The organism is Rhodovulum sp. PH10 (assembly GCF_000293785.1).
GTDB lineage: Bacteria > Pseudomonadota > Alphaproteobacteria > Rhizobiales > Xanthobacteraceae > Rhodoplanes.
The window spans coordinates 1-13958 of the sequence record NZ_AKZI01000122.1; the positions used below are offsets into that span (position 1 = coordinate 1).

The following is a 13958-nucleotide window of genomic DNA, read 5'->3' on the forward strand; positions in this document are numbered from 1 at the left end:
GAAAGCGGCTCCGGCGCAGCCCCGTCGGAGTTCCCAAACGGGCTCTGAGAGTTTCGCAGCAGTCGAGCGGTCGCCGGCCCGACATTCGTCACGATTCGGCCATGCGAATACTTTCCTTCCGCCCGATTTGACCTTCGGCGCGATTTGACTCGCGTTTGCACTTCGTTGACGGTCTTTTCGGACAAAGGAGCGGGACGGGCCGGGGCCGTCCCTCGCCCGAGAGGTCGCTCGAGAAATCGCCCGAGAGAACCACGATCGGAGGACGTTCATGCCGCAGACGGCTCGCAACCGCCTCGCCGCACTCCCGATTCTGGCCTGCGCCGTGCTCGCGTCGTTGGTCCCCGCACGTGCCACACCCTCCGCCGATCCGGTGGAGCGAGCGTTTGTTCCGTCGCCCGCGGCGGGGCTCGATTCGGCCGCAGCCGACGCCACCTCCGCCACGGCCGCGGCGGCGACGCCCGCGGTGCGTCTCGCCCGCGCCGCCTCCCGCTCCGCGACCGCACACCGCACCGCCCGCCGGGTGCCGCTGCCGCGCGCGCGGGCGCATCCGACGCCGCTGCCGCGGGCGCGCCCCGCGGTCGCCGCGCACGACCCGATCGGCCGTGTCCTGCAGGCGCACGCGGTCTTCACCGGCAGCACGCCGCCGGTGCCCGAGCCCGCCCCGGCGAGCCGCCCGGCACCGCTGCGGATCGCCGCCCCTGCGGCCGCCGTCGCCGCGGTCGGCGCCGCGCCGGCGACCGCCGTCACCGTTCACCGGCCGATGCCGAAGGCGTCGGCCGCCGACATCGCCGCGCTGAAGGAGGCGATCGCGCTCGCCGGCCGCGGCAAGGGCGAGGCGGCGAGCGTCCGCCGCGACGCGATCCGTGACCCGACCGCCCGCGCACTCGCCGAATGGGCGATTTTGCGCTCCGGCGATCCGCCCGAGAGCTTCTGGCGCTACGCGGCCTATATTCGCGAAAACCCGGCGTGGCCGGGCATCGTGCTGGTGCGCAAGCGCGCCGAGATGCGGCTGTGGACCGAGGACTATCCGCCCCGCACGGTGCTCGGCTTCTTCACCGGGCAGCAGCCGATCACCGCGCTCGGCCGGCTGGCGCTCGCCCGCGCGCTTCTCGCCCAGGGCGACCGCGCAAACGCGCAAAAGCACGTGGTGCGGGCCTGGCGCGAGGCCGGCTTCTCGGAAAACCTCGAGGAGGAGGTGCTGTCGACCTTCTCCGGGCTCCTCTCGGTGCGCGACGAGGAGGCGCGGTACCGCGCCCGGATTTTCGCCGACGATATTTCGGGCGCGATCCGCGCCGCCAAGCGACTGCCCGGGCCGGGCTATGTCGCGCTGGCGAAAGCGCGCTCGGCGGTGAACCGCCGCGCCCGCAACGCCGGGGCGTTGCTCGGCGCGGTGCCGCGCGCGCTGCGCCACGACCCGGCCTATGTGTTCACCCGCGCGCAGTGGCTGCGCCGCACCGGCCATCCGATCGAGGCCGGCCGCCTGCTCGCGGTCGCCCGGGTGGAGAAGGCCGGGGTCGACGCCGACGACTGGTGGCGCGAGTGCCGCACGCTGGTGCGCGAGCTGCTCGATGCCGGGCAGCACCGGCTCGCCTACCGGGTCGCCGCCCACGCGCCGCTCGCCTCGCGCGAAAGTTTGCGGGTCGACAAGCCGTTCACCGCCGGCTGGATCGCGCTGCGCTACCTGCACGACCCGCGCACCGCCGAGCGGCATTTTGCCCGCATCCCGAAGCTGACGACCCACCCGACCTCGCTCGCGCGGGCCGACTACTGGCTCGGCCGTACCGCCGAGGCGAGCGGCCGCCGCGCCGAGGCGCGCCGGTTCTATGCCGCCGCGGCCCAGCATCCGGCCGCCTATTACGGCCAGCTCGCCAGCGCCAAGCTCGGCCAGCGCGCGATTCCCGTGCGTCGGCCGCAGCCGCCCTCGCGCGCCGAGCTCGCCCGCCTGCGCCATCTCGACCTCGTGCGCGCGGTCGAGCTGCTCTACGCGACCGGCAATCGCGAGCTTGTGGTGCCGTTCGCGGGCGACCTCTCGCGCTGCGGGGAGGTCGGCACGCTGACCCTGATCGCCGAGACCGCCGCCGCCCACCAGGACGCCCGCGGCATGATGGCGATCGGCCGCCACGCGCTCGCCCGCGGCTACGGCTTCGACCATTTCGCCTTCCCGGCCGGGGCGTTGCCGAGCTATCGTCCGCTCGGGCCGAAGGCCGATCCGAGCCTCGTCTATGCGATCGCCCGCGCCGAGAGCGGCTTCAACCCGACCGTCGTGTCGCACGCCAATGCCTTCGGGCTGATGCAGGTGACGGCGCCGACCGGCCGCACCATCGCCAGGAGGCTCGGCATCCGGTTCGACCGCAAGCGGCTGAAGAGCGACCCGCTCTACAATCTGCAGATGGGGGCGGCCGAGCTCGCCGACCTGATCGACACCTACGACGGCAATCACGTGCTCGCCTTCGTCGGCTACAATGCCGGGCGCGGCCGGGTGCGGCAGTGGACCGAGCGCTACGGCGATCCGCGCGACCCGCGGGTCGACCCGGTCGACTGGGTGGAGCGCATCCCGTTCACCGAGACGCGCATCTACGTGCAGCGGGTGATGGAGAACCTGCAGGTCTACCGCTCGCGGTTCCGCTCGCCCGGCCGGCTCACCATCGAGGCCGACATGCGCGGCGCGAGCCGAGGCTGACGATCGACCCGCGGCGCGTGTGAGAGGGCCTGCCGGCCACCCGCGGTGGCCGGTTGTAGAGGTGTGCCCGGCGGTATCCTAACGTCGTAAGTTGTTCGTCGGATGGTCCCCCGGGACTCCGGCGTATAAGCCGAAACGCTGGACGTTTGCCGCACCCCCTCCGCACCGAACGGACTCCCATGTCGAATTCATCGAGAATCCTGAACCCGGCGCTGCGCTCCAAGATCATGTCCGCCGAGGACGCCGCAGCCCTGATCCCGGCCGGCGCCAATGTCGGCATGAGCGGCTTCACGGGGGCGGGCTACCCCAAGGCCGTGCCGCTGGCGCTGGCTCGCCGCATCGAGGCCGCCCACGCCAAGGGCGAGCCGTTCCGGGTCGGCGTGTGGACCGGCGCCTCGACCGCGCCCGAGCTGGACGGCGCACTCGCCAAGGTCAACGGCCTGGAGATGCGGCTGCCCTACCAGTCCGATCCGACCTGCCGCTCGAAGATCAATTCGGGCGCGATGGAATACATCGACATCCATCTGTCGCACGTCGCCCAGTTCGTGTGGTTCGGCTATCTCGGCCATCTCGACGTCGCCATCGTCGAGGTCGCCGGCATCCGCGAGGACGGCAGCCTGATCCCGGCCAACTCGATCGGCAACAACAAGACCTGGCTCGACCTCGCCGACAAGATCATCATCGAGGTGAACGACTGGGTGAATCCCGCCCTCGAGGGGATGCACGACGTCTATTACGGCACGCGCCTGCCGCCGTTCCGCAAGCCGATCCCGATCCTCGCCCCCGGCGACCGCATCGGCGAGCAGTATTTCCGCTGCGACCCCGAGAAGATCGTCGCGGTGGTGCGGACCGACGCGCCCGACCGCAACACGCCCTTCACGCCGCCCGACGCGAACTCCAAGCGGATCGCCGGCCACATCCTCGAGTTCTTCGAGCACGAGGTGAAGAAGGGCCGGCTGCCGCACGGCCTGCTGCCGCTGCAATCGGGCGTCGGCAACGTCGCCAATGCGGTGATGTCCGGGCTCGAGGACGGCCCCTACGACAATCTCACCTCCTACACGGAAGTGCTGCAGGACGGCATGCTGCAGCTGATCCGCAACGGCAAGATGAGCCTCGCCTCGGCGACCGCGGTGTCGCTCAGCCCCGACGCCGCGGCGAGCTTCAACAGCGGCGCCGAGGAGCTGAAGAAGCACGTGGTGCTGCGTCCGCAGGAGATCTCGAACCATCCGGAGGTGATCCGCCGGCTCGGCGTGATCGCCATGAACGGCATGATCGAGGCCGACATCTACGGCAACGTCAACTCCACCCACATCGCCGGCACCAGCATCATGAACGGCATCGGCGGCTCGGGCGATTTCGCCCGCAACGCCTATCTGTCGATCTTCATGACGCCGTCGACCGCCAAGAACGGGGCGATCTCCTGCATCGTGCCGATGGTCTCGCACGTCGACCACACCGAGCACGACGTGCAGGTGGTGGTCACCGAGCAGGGGCTGGCCGATCTGCGCGGCCTGTCGCCCAAGCAGCGCGCCAAGGTGATGATCGACAACTGCGCCCACCCCGACTACAAGCCGGCGCTCGCCGAGTACTACCGGCTGGCGCTGGAGAAGTCGCCCGGCCGCCACACGCCGCATCTGCTCGGCGAGGCGTTCGGCTTCATGTCGGAGTGGAAGGCCAAGCACGCGCTCGAGCGCGCCTGAGCGAGGCGGCGAGGGGCGCCCTCGCTTGCGGAAAACGACGTCCGGACGATCGAGCAGGCGGGCCCCGGCCCGCCTGTTTCGTTTCGTGCTCGCAGTCGCGGGCCTTCGTTCCGCCCCACTCGCCGGTATGGTCGGTGCCGTGCTTTGCCCGGTCGAATCGACCGCCGAGTCCGACCCATGACGTCATGCTCGACCGCTCGCCTGCGCGGCCTCCTCGCCGTGCTCGTGCTCGCCGCCTGCACGCTGCTCGCGCCGCCCGCGCGCGCCCACCCTCATGTCTGGGTGGTGATGAAGAACGCCCTCGTGGTCGCCCCCGACGGCACCGTCACCGGCGTGCGGAACGCCTGGACGTTCGACGACATGTTCTCCACCTACGCGACCCAGGGCATCCCGTCGAAGACGCCCGGCGCCTTCACCCGCGACGACCTGAAGGACCTCGCCGAGGTGAACGTCACCTCGCTGAAGGAGTTCGACTTCTTCACTTACGCCAAGCTCGACGGGAAGACGGCGTCGTTCACCGACCCGGTCGACGCTTGGCTCGAGTTTCACGATTCCCGCCTGACGCTGCACTTCACGCTGCCGCTGAAGACGCCGGTGAAGGCGCGCACGATCGACCTCGAGGTGTACGACCCCACCTATTTCGTCGACTTCTCGTTCGCCGAGGAGACGCCGTTCACGCTGGCCGGCGCGCCGGCCGCCTGCACGGTGTCGGTCCACAAGCCGGACGATGCCGCGCTCACCAAAAAGATCCAGCGCATGACCGAGGCGCAGTTCGCCGAAGAGATGTCCAATGTCGGCGAGCTGTTCGGCAACAAGGTGATGGTCCGATGCCCGTGATCTCCCGCCGTCGCTGGCAGGCGCCGCTCGCGCTCTGCCTCGGCGTCCTCGCCGTGCTGGTCGTCTCGGCCGGCCTCGCCGACGCGCTCGCGCAGTCGCCGTTCGGGGTGCGGACGCCGGCGCCGCCGCCGGCTTCGGCGGAGACCGGGCTGGTCGGCTGGGTGCTGGCGCAGCAGGCGCAGTTCTATCGCTCGCTGTCCGGCCTGATCCGGGCGGCGAAGGCCGACGGCACCGCGATGTGGACGCTGTTCGGCGTGTCGTTCGTCTACGGCATCCTGCACGCCGCCGGCCCCGGCCACGGCAAGGCGGTGATCTCCTCCTATCTGATCGCCAACGAGGAGACCTGGCGGCGCGGCATCGTGCTGTCGTTCGCCTCGGCGCTCCTGCAGGCGCTGGTGGCGATCGCCGTGGTGGCGGTGGCCGCGGTCGCGCTGAACGCCACCGCCGCGACGATGACCGAGGCGGTGCGCTGGATCGAGACCGCGAGCTATGCGCTGATCGTCGTCATCGGCGTCCGGCTGGTGCTGACCAAGGGCCGCGGCTTTTTACGCGCCGTTCGGGAGCAGCGGGCGGAGGCGGGCGCCGACGGCGGCGCGCTGGTGCTGGCGCCGGCCCTGTCCGGCGTGCCGGCGGGGACGGGCTTTCTGCACGCCGAGCCGCATCGAGACGGGCTCGCTCGGAGCCACGTGCACGGATCGGCGATCCATGCCGAGCCGGCCGCGGCCGAACCACACGACCACGCGCATCACGACCACGCGCACCACGGTCACGACCATCATCACGGCAGCGCCTGCGCCTGCGGCCATGCGCACCACAACGACCACGATCACGCTCACGACCATCATCACCACGATCACGACGGCTGCTGCTCGCACGGGCCGGCGCCGGCCGAGCTCGCCGGTCCCGGCGGCTGGTCGCGCGGGCTTGCGGCGATCGTCGCGGTCGGGCTGCGCCCCTGCTCGGGCGCCATCCTGGTGCTGGTGTTCGCGCTGTCGCAGGGCCTGTTCTGGGCCGGCGTCGGCTCGACCCTCTTGATGGGGCTCGGCACCGCGCTGACCGTCTCCGGCATCGCGACGCTCGCGGTCGGCGCCAAGGGAGTGGCGAGCCGGCTGGCCGGCGCGAAAGACGGCCGCGGCGCGCTGATGGTGCGCGGGCTTGAGGTGGCGGCGGCCTGCGCGGTGGTGCTGTTCGGCCTCGCGCTGCTCGGCGGCTACATGGCGAGCGAGCGGATGATCTGATCATCTGCGGCGGCGGTCACGCGCCGCCGCGGCTCCGTCGGGTCCCCGCGATCGTCTGCACCACGAGGCCCGGCAGCGCGGCCGGGGCGTCGCACAGGACCGTCACGCCGGCTTCTTCCAGCTCGTCGATGCCGCCGAACCCCCAGGTGACGCCGATGCAGGACAGCCCGTTCACCGCCGCGCCGATCACGTCGTGCTTGCGGTCGCCGACCATCACGCAGCGCGCCGGGTCGAGCTTTTCGGTTTCGAGGCACAGCGCGATCACGTCGGCCTTCTCCTCGACCTTGCGGTCGAGCGACGACCCGTAGACGCCCGCGAACACCTCCGACAGCCCGTGCCGGGCGACGATCTTCTCGGCGAACGAGACGAGCTTGGAGGTGGCGACGAACAGCCGAAAGCCGTCGCCGGCGAGCGTGCCGATCGCCTCGGCCATGCCGGGATAGACGCGGTTGTCGTAGAGCGCGCCGGCGGCGTGGTGCTCGCGATAGAGCGTCAGCGCCTCGGCCGCCATCGCATCGTCCCCCAGCACCCGCGCAAAACTCTCGCGCAAAGGCGGGCCGATGATCCAGGTGAGCGGCTCGCCGTCCGGCAAGGGCTTGCCGAGCCGGGCGAGCGCGTGGCGGAACGAGGCGGTGACCCCGCCCGCCGGATCGCTGATGGTGCCGTCGAGGTCGAGCAGCACGGCCCCGCGGGAGGTCGCAGGATCACTCATGCGGGCGGCGCTCACGCCGCTGCCGTCGAGCCGGGGCCGCCGCTGCCGGTGCCGACCGCCTCGGGCGAGCTGGCGAAATCGGAGATGCCGCCGTGCGCCGCCGACCAGGCGGACGGCGCGCCGAGAAAGCTCTTCACCTCGCGCAGCACGCCGGCATCGAAGCTGCCGCTGTCGGTCGCGACCTCCAGCACGTCGTGCCAAGTGGCGAGGCGGTGCAGGGTGACGCCCGATTCGTGCATCGAGACGTCGGGGAAGATGTCGTAATAGAACAGCACGAAGCAGTGGTCGACCCGCGCCCCCGCATCGCGGATCGCCTTGCAGAAGCCGACCTTGCTGCGGCCGTCGGTGGCGAGATCCTCCACGAGAAGCGTGCGCGCGCCCTCGGTGACCAAACCCTCGATCTGCGCGTTGCGGCCGAATCCTTTCGGCTTCTTGCGGATGTACTGCATCGGCAGCAGCATCTTGTCGGCGATCCAGGCGGCGAACGGGATGCCGGCGGTCTCGCCGCCCGCCACCACGTCGATCGACTCGTAGCCGATCTCGGTCAGGATGGTCGTGACGGAGAAATCCATCAGCGCGGTGCGCAGGCGCGGATAGGAGATCAGCTTGCGGCAGTCGACATAGACCGGGCTCGCCCACCCCGAGGTGAACACGAACGGCTTGTCGGCATTGAACTTGATCGCTTCGATCTCCAGCAGCATGCGGGCCGTCTGACGGGCGATCGCGGTCTTGTCGGCGGGGGGAAGAAACGTCGTCACCAAAGCCTCCGTGGTCGGGCGCGCCCATCGGCCGGACAGCGACACGCGCCGGTGCGCTTTCCCGGCGGGAAAGCCTCTCGGAAGGCCATGCGCGACCGGGCTCTTATCGCTTCGGCCGCGCGGGCCGTCAACCGGCGCGCCCGGCCGGTCCGCGGGTGTGGGCGGCCGGCGCCACACGCGACGAAACGCCTCGCGCGGCGATGAAACCCGCAGCCCGCCAGCGGCATTTCCACGCTGCCCGGCAAGGCCTATATAGCGGGCGGACGGCGGCCGTTCGGGTGGGAGGCCGGCCGGGAGAGAAGCGACTGGAGTTTTTGGCGTTGCAACCCGGGGTTCCCACATCGGTCGCGCTGGCGCGCCTGCTCGCGGAGGCGCCGCCCGACCGCGTCAGCCTCGCTTGGCTGATCGGCCGGCTCGGCCCGCGCTCGTTCGGCCTTTTGGTGCTGGTGCTGGCACTGCTCGGCCTCGCGCCGGGCGTCGCCTTCGTCACCGGCTTCGTGCTGGCCTTCGCCGCGTTCCAGATGATGCTCGGCTACGACTGCCCGCGGCTGCCGCGGGCGGTGACCGACTGCGCCATCCCGACCCGGCATTTCACCCGCTGGACCAATCGGGCGATCGCCTTTTTCGCCCGGCTCGAGCGGATGGTCGGCCGCAGGCCGCAGGTCGCCTTCCCGGGCGCCGGCCGGCTGGTCGGGCTCGTCGTGCTCCTGCTCGCCGCCACCATCGTCTGGCCGATCCCCTTCAGCCACATCATCCCGACCTTCGCGATCATGCTGGTGGCGTTCGCCTATATGGAGAACGACCGGGTTCTGCTCGGCATCTCGCTGGTGGCGACGGTGCTGTCCTTCTCCACCAGCGCGGCGATGGTGTGGGGGGTGCTGGAAGGCGGCAGCGCGCTGATCCGCTACTGGGTCGGCGGGTAATTTTTCTCCCCGGTCGTGCGACGGCCGGCGCCCTCGAGGGCGCCGACCGCGATGGCTTCATGTGGCGGGGGTGGTCGCCCCGGCGAGCCGGTGCCCGGCCAGCCGGCGGGCCCAGGCAAAAGCCTGCTCGAGCCGGTCGTTGCCCCAAAAAATCTCGCCGTCGGCGGTGACGAAGGTCGGCGCGCCGAAAATCCCGTGCTTTTGCGCCGCGGCGGTTTCCTCGCGCAGCTTGTCCTTGATCGCCGGCGTCTGCGCCGCTTCGAGCACCGGCTCGGGCGCGACCCCGAGATGCGTCAGGATGTCGGCGATCACCGCGGCTTCGGCGAGCTCCAGCCCCTCGCCGAAGCCGGCGCGGAACGCCGCCCGGCAGAATTTTTCGCCCCACCGGGTCGGGCCCGGCGGCTCCGAGAGGCCGACCAGCGCCACCCGCGAGGTGAGCACGCTGTGCACCGGAAAGCTCGGCGGCCGCTTGAACGGCAGGCCGAGATCGGCGGCCAGCCGCTCGCAGTCCCGCCACATGTACTGCCCCTTGGCCGGATAGATCTTGAACGGCGAGGTGTCCCAGCCCTGCGACTTGAAGATCGGGCCGAGCAGGAACGGCCGGTAGACGAGGTCGATGCCGGCGGTGTGGGCGGGGCGCCCCATCCGCATCACCGCGAGATAGGAATAGGGCGAGGCGAACTCGAACCACACGTCGACCGTGAGCCTTACGGGCTTCTCCATCGCATCCATCGGGGGTCCTCCGGTATCTCCTTGACGACCGGTCGCCCGGCCTTTCCGCAAGGCTAATGAGGCGGTCCGCCGCCGTCGAGGATTCACGTGCGCCGGGTGGCGCGATCGCCCGACTCTCTTGCGAAGGAAGGATTCTCCGCTATATTCCGTGTCGTCTGAGGACGTCTCATAACGGTCGGATGCCCGATCGGATCGTGAGAGTGGGCCCGCCCGGGACCCGCTCTTTTTTATTGGCCTCGGTCCGGGCGTCGTCGTCGCGACACGGCGGGCGCGGACGATGGCGGCCCTTCGCGGGTCGAATCCTTTGCTGGTCGACACATGACGGAGACGATCGATACCGGTCTCGACGAGCCGCGGCTGATCGCCGAGAGCGGCCTCTCGGCGCGCGTCGCCGCGGTGGTCGAGCCGGTGCTGGCCGGGCTCGGCTATCGCCTGGTGCGGATCAAGGTGTCCGGCATCGACGGCTGCACCGTGCAGGTGATGGCCGAGAAGCCGGACGGCACCATGCTGATCGAGGACTGCGAGCTGGTGTCGCGCACCCTCTCGCCGGTGCTCGACGAGACGGATCCGGTCGACCGCGCCTATCGCCTCGAGATATCCTCGCCCGGCATCGACCGGCCGCTGGTGCGCCTGTCCGATTTTGCGCGCGCGATCGGGCACCTCGCCAAGATCGAGATGGCGGTGCCGGTCGGCGGCAAGAAGCGCTACCGCGGCACCATCGCCGCCGTGGAGGGCTCCGCCGCCCGCGTGGAAATCGACAAGGGCGACGGCGTGGTCGAGACGGCGCTGCTCCCGGTCGAGCAGATGAGCGACGCCAAGCTGCTGCTCACCGACGCGCTGATCACCGAGTCGCTCAGGCGCGGCAAGGCCGAGGACCGCGAGGCACGCCGGCAGCGGGCGGCGCGCCGCAAGTCGAAAGACGCCCGCACCGATGCTCAAGACGACGGACCGGACCCGGGTGACGCGCCCGCCCGTCCGCGTTCCAAAGGAGACTGAAATGGCTGTCGTCAGCGCCAACAAGCTCGAGCTCCTGCAGATCGCGGACGCCGTCGCGCGCGAGAAGTCGATCGACCGCAGCATCGTCATCCAGGCGATGGAGGACGCGATCGCCAAGGCGGCGCGCTCGCGCTACGGCAGCGAGACCGACGTCCATGCCGAGATCGACCCCAAGAAAGGCGAGCTGCGCCTCGCCCGCCACATGCTGGTGGTCGAGACGGTGGAGAACCCGGCGAACCAGATCAGCCTCGACGACGCCAGGAAGCACAATCCCGCCGCGCAGGTCGGCGACACCATCGCCGACACGCTGCCGCCGCTCGAATACGGCCGCATCGCCGCCCAGTCGGCCAAGCAGGTGATCGTCCAGAAGGTGCGCGAGGCCGAGCGCGACCGGCAATACCAGGAGTTCAAGGACCGCATCGGCGACATCGTCAACGGCATCGTCAAGCGCGTCGAGTACGGCAACGTGGTGGTCGATCTCGGCCGCGGCGAGGCGATCGTCCGGCGCGACGAATTGCTGCCCCGCGAGGTGTTCCGTAACGGCGACCGCATCCGTGCCTATATCTACGACGTGCGCCGCGAGCCGCGGGGCCCGCAGATCTTCCTCTCCCGCACCCATCCGCAGTTCATGGCGAAGCTGTTCGCGCAAGAGGTGCCGGAGATTTACGACGGCATCGTCGAGGTGAAGGCGGTCGCCCGTGACCCCGGCTCGCGGGCGAAAATCGCGGTGATCTCGCGGGATTCGTCGGTCGATCCGGTCGGCGCCTGCGTCGGCATGCGCGGCTCGCGCGTGCAGGCGGTGGTGAACGAGCTGCAGGGCGAGAAGATCGACATCATCCCGTGGTCGCCGGACATCGCGACTTTCGTCGTGAACGCGCTCGCCCCCGCCGAGGTCGCCAAGGTGGTGCTCGACGAGGACAAGGAGCGCATCGCGGTGGTGGTGCCCGACCAGCAGCTGTCGCTGGCGATCGGCCGGCGCGGCCAGAACGTGCGGCTCGCCTCGCAGCTCACCGGGTGGGACATCGACATCCTCACCGAGCAGGAGGAGTCGGAGCGCCGCCAGGCCGACTTCGAGAAGCGCTCGAACCTGTTCATGGAGGCGCTCAACGTCGACGAGGTGGTGGGCCAGCTGCTCGCCTCCGAGGGCTTCACCTCGGTGGAGGACCTCGCGATGGTCGACGAGAAGGACATCGCCTCGATCGAGGGCTTCGACGAGGAGACCGCCGGCGAGCTGCAGGCGCGCGCCCAGGAGTATCTCGCCCAGATCGAGGCCGAGTACGACGCCAAGCGCGTCGAGCTCGGCGTCGCCGACGAGGTCCGGGAGGTGCCCGGCGTCACCACCAAGATGCTGGTCGCCTTCGGCGAGAACGACGTCAAGACGGTCGAGGACCTCGCCGGCTGCGCCACCGACGACCTCGCCGGCTGGACCGAGCGCAAGGACGGCGAGACCAAGCGCGAGCCGGGCATTCTCGACGGCTTCGAGCTGTCCCGCGACGAGTGCGAGGAGATGATCATGCAGGCCCGCGTCAAGGCCGGCTGGATCTCCGAGGCGGATCTCCACCGCGAGGTCGAGGAAGAGGCCGAGACCGAGGGCGAGGAGACCGACGAGGCGACCGAGGGCGAGACCGACGAGGAAGCCGCCGGCGAGGACGAGGCCGCCCGAGACGAGGGCGCCGAAGACGAGGCGGGCGAAGACGAGGCGGGCGAGGGCGAGCCGGAGACCGACGCCCGCGCCTGACCGGGTGCCGGTCCGCGGCCCGCCCGCTGTTCGCTGCGCCGCAGTATCCATCGGACGCAGCGGGATTTTTCGGCGCCGGACCGGAAGCCGGCGCCGACCGTGAGAACGGACAGAACGTCCAGAGACCAGAGAAACGACCAGAGCGAAGAGACCGAGAGGAGAGCCGCGATCCCGATGCCGGCCGACGCCACCGACGCCCCGCTGCCGGCCACCCCGGCCGCCGCCCCCGACGGACCGCCGTCCGGGAGCGCGGGCGCGCGCGTGGACGACGACGCGCCGGCGGAGGACGTCCTCGATTCCGGTCCGCGCGGCCGCGGAGCGACCGAGCGGATGTGCGTCGCCACCCGCGAGGTTTTGCCGGTCGCCGCGCTGATCCGCTTCGTCGCCGGTCCCGACCGGCACGTGGTGCCCGACCTCAAGGCCCGGCTGCCGGGTCGCGGCGCCTGGGTCTCGGCTCGTCGCGATCTTGTGATCCGCGCGGTACGCAAGGGCGCCCTGCGGCGCGCGTTCCGCGATCGGGTGACGGTCGATCCCGACCTCGCCGAGGTCACCGAGCGGCTTCTGGAGCGGTCGGTGCTCGACGCGCTGGCGATCGCCCACAAGGCCGGCGAGGTGGTCGCCGGCACCACCAAGGTGGAGGCCGCGATCGCGTCCGGACGGGCGATCGCGCTGATTCACGCCCGAGATGCCGCCCCCGACGGGGTGCGCAAGATCGCCGCCCAGGCGGCGCGCCGGCCGGACGCGGACGATCGTCCGCGCCCGGTGTTCCAGTCGCTCGATTCCGCCGAATTGGATTTGGCACTCGGGCGCACAAATGTGATACATGCTGCGCTTCTGCCCGGGCGCGCGGCCGACGCGGTCCTGGGGCGCTGGCGCTTGCTCGACACATTTCGTACATGTGGCTCCGTGACGACGCGGGGCGACAGGCAGACGGCCGCATCCTCGGCCCGAGACTAGGATCGTAATGACTGACACGAAGAACCCCGGCGAGAAGACGTTGACGGTCGCGCAGCCCAAGACGCTGTCGCTCAAGCGCGGCAGCGTCGAGCAGGGGGTGGTGCGCCAGAGCTTCAGCCACGGCCGCAGCAAGGCGGTGGTGGTCGAGAAGGTGAAGCGCCGCGCCCCTGGTCCCGAGTCCAAGGGCGAGCCGTCGTCGACGCCGCAGCAGGGCGGCCACGGTGGCGGTGGCCACGGTGGTGGTCACGGCGGCGGCGGTCACGGTGGCGGCCACGGACAGAGCCGCAACGCGCAGCGCTCGGGCGGCGGTGGCCGCTCGGGCGGTGGCTCGCGCTCGTCCGGCGTGGTGCTGCGCACCCTCACCGAGGAGGAGCGCTCCGCCCGCGCCCACGCGCTCGCCGACGCAAAAGTCCGCGAGGCCGAGGAGCGCCGCATCGCCGAGGAGGAGGCCCGCCGCCGCAAGGAGCGCGAGGCCGCCGAGAAGATCGAGCGCGAGGCCGCCGAGGCGCGCAAGCGCGAGGAGGACGAGCGCCGCCGCGTCGAGGACGAGGCCAAGCGCAAGGCCGAGCAGGAGGCGAAGAAGCGCTTCGGCGACGACGAGGCCGCCAAGGCCGCGTCCGCGCCTGCGGCTGCCGCGCCCAAGCCCGCCACGACCAAGCCCGCCACCGGCTCCCCCCCAGCGCGGCC

The 13958-nt window shown here is 70.9% G+C and carries 12 protein-coding genes; 9 read left to right on the forward strand and 3 right to left on the reverse strand.

The window, feature by feature from the left end:
* Window positions 1–268: 268 nt before the first annotated feature.
* The 4 genes from A33M_RS18160 (at window position 269) to A33M_RS18175 (ending at window position 6455) form a co-directional block, all read left to right on the forward strand.
* Window positions 269–2680: a lytic transglycosylase domain-containing protein gene (locus A33M_RS18160; RefSeq protein WP_202801946.1), complete on the forward strand. Its 2412-nt coding sequence runs from the start codon at window positions 269–271 to the stop codon at window positions 2678–2680.
* Window positions 2681–2859: 179 nt separating this feature from the next.
* Window positions 2860–4380 (forward strand): acetyl-CoA hydrolase/transferase family protein, encoded by a 1521-nt coding sequence (locus tag A33M_RS18165; RefSeq protein ID WP_008390222.1) that lies wholly within the window; start codon window positions 2860–2862, stop codon window positions 4378–4380.
* Between the two features lie 177 nt (window positions 4381–4557).
* Window positions 4558–5217 carry a DUF1007 family protein gene (locus A33M_RS18170; protein WP_008390224.1) on the forward strand — a complete coding sequence of 220 codons (660 nt, stop codon included), beginning with the start codon at window positions 4558–4560 and terminating at the stop codon, window positions 5215–5217.
* Complete coding sequence (locus A33M_RS18175; RefSeq protein ID WP_008390226.1) at window positions 5208–6455, forward strand: nickel/cobalt transporter; 1248 nt, start codon at window positions 5208–5210, stop codon at window positions 6453–6455. The genes A33M_RS18170 and A33M_RS18175 overlap by 10 nt, the downstream gene beginning before the upstream one ends.
* A 16-nt stretch (window positions 6456–6471) precedes the next feature.
* Here the strand turns inward: A33M_RS18175 and A33M_RS18180 are convergent, their stop codons facing one another.
* A complete protein-coding gene (locus tag A33M_RS18180) occupies window positions 6472–7167 on the reverse strand; it encodes an HAD hydrolase-like protein (protein WP_157223547.1) in 696 nt (231 codons plus the stop codon).
* An 11-nt stretch (window positions 7168–7178) separates the two neighbouring features.
* Window positions 7179–7928 carry an orotate phosphoribosyltransferase gene (locus A33M_RS23190; protein WP_202801947.1) on the reverse strand — a complete coding sequence of 250 codons (750 nt, stop codon included), beginning with the start codon at window positions 7926–7928 and terminating at the stop codon, window positions 7179–7181.
* A gap of 317 nt (window positions 7929–8245) precedes the next feature.
* On the opposite strand from A33M_RS23190, the gene A33M_RS18190 reads away from it, so the two are divergent.
* Complete coding sequence (locus tag A33M_RS18190) at window positions 8246–8848, forward strand: exopolysaccharide biosynthesis protein (RefSeq protein ID WP_008390231.1); 603 nt, start codon at window positions 8246–8248, stop codon at window positions 8846–8848.
* Window positions 8849–8905: 57 nt separating this feature from the next.
* Here A33M_RS18190 and A33M_RS18195 read toward each other — a convergent pair whose 3' ends face one another.
* Entirely contained in the window at window positions 8906–9580 is a 675-nt protein-coding gene (locus A33M_RS18195) for a 2-hydroxychromene-2-carboxylate isomerase (protein ID WP_008390233.1), read from the reverse strand.
* Window positions 9581–9898: 318 nt separating this feature from the next.
* Between A33M_RS18195 and rimP the strand changes: the two genes are divergently transcribed.
* The 4 genes from rimP to A33M_RS18215 form a co-directional block, all read left to right on the forward strand.
* Window positions 9899–10576, forward strand: coding sequence for a ribosome maturation factor RimP (rimP, locus tag A33M_RS18200; RefSeq protein WP_008390235.1), 678 nt, complete (start codon window positions 9899–9901; stop codon window positions 10574–10576).
* 1 nt (window position 10577) lies between these two features.
* Window positions 10578–12314 (forward strand): transcription termination factor NusA, encoded by a 1737-nt coding sequence (gene nusA / locus A33M_RS18205; RefSeq protein ID WP_008390238.1) that lies wholly within the window; start codon window positions 10578–10580, stop codon window positions 12312–12314.
* Between the two features lie 174 nt (window positions 12315–12488).
* On the forward strand, window positions 12489–13271 hold the full coding sequence (locus A33M_RS18210; RefSeq protein ID WP_008390240.1) for an RNA-binding protein: 783 nt from the start codon (window positions 12489–12491) through the stop codon (window positions 13269–13271).
* A 7-nt stretch (window positions 13272–13278) separates the two neighbouring features.
* The coding region (locus tag A33M_RS18215) for a translation initiation factor IF-2 associated domain-containing protein (protein WP_040621583.1) at window positions 13279–13958 on the forward strand (680 nt) is incomplete at its 3' end.

What these genes read in the sequence shown, in the direction of transcription:
- A33M_RS18160 (WP_202801946.1), top strand. Translation starts at nt 269, where the DNA reads ATGCCGCAGACGGCTCGCAACCGCCTCGCCGCACTCCCGATTCTGGCC.
- A33M_RS18165 (WP_008390222.1), top strand. Translation starts at nt 2,860, where the DNA reads ATGTCGAATTCATCGAGAATCCTGAACCCGGCGCTGCGCTCCAAGATC.
- A33M_RS18170 (WP_008390224.1), top strand. Translation starts at nt 4,558, where the DNA reads ATGACGTCATGCTCGACCGCTCGCCTGCGCGGCCTCCTCGCCGTGCTC.
- A33M_RS18175 (WP_008390226.1), top strand. Translation starts at nt 5,208, where the DNA reads ATGCCCGTGATCTCCCGCCGTCGCTGGCAGGCGCCGCTCGCGCTCTGC.
- A33M_RS18180 (WP_157223547.1), bottom strand. Translation starts at nt 7,167, where the DNA reads ATGAGTGATCCTGCGACCTCCCGCGGGGCCGTGCTGCTCGACCTCGAC.
- A33M_RS18195 (WP_008390233.1), bottom strand. Translation starts at nt 9,580, where the DNA reads ATGGATGCGATGGAGAAGCCCGTAAGGCTCACGGTCGACGTGTGGTTC.
- rimP (WP_008390235.1), top strand. Translation starts at nt 9,899, where the DNA reads ATGACGGAGACGATCGATACCGGTCTCGACGAGCCGCGGCTGATCGCC.
- nusA (WP_008390238.1), top strand. Translation starts at nt 10,578, where the DNA reads ATGGCTGTCGTCAGCGCCAACAAGCTCGAGCTCCTGCAGATCGCGGAC.
- A33M_RS18210 (WP_008390240.1), top strand. Translation starts at nt 12,489, where the DNA reads ATGCCGGCCGACGCCACCGACGCCCCGCTGCCGGCCACCCCGGCCGCC.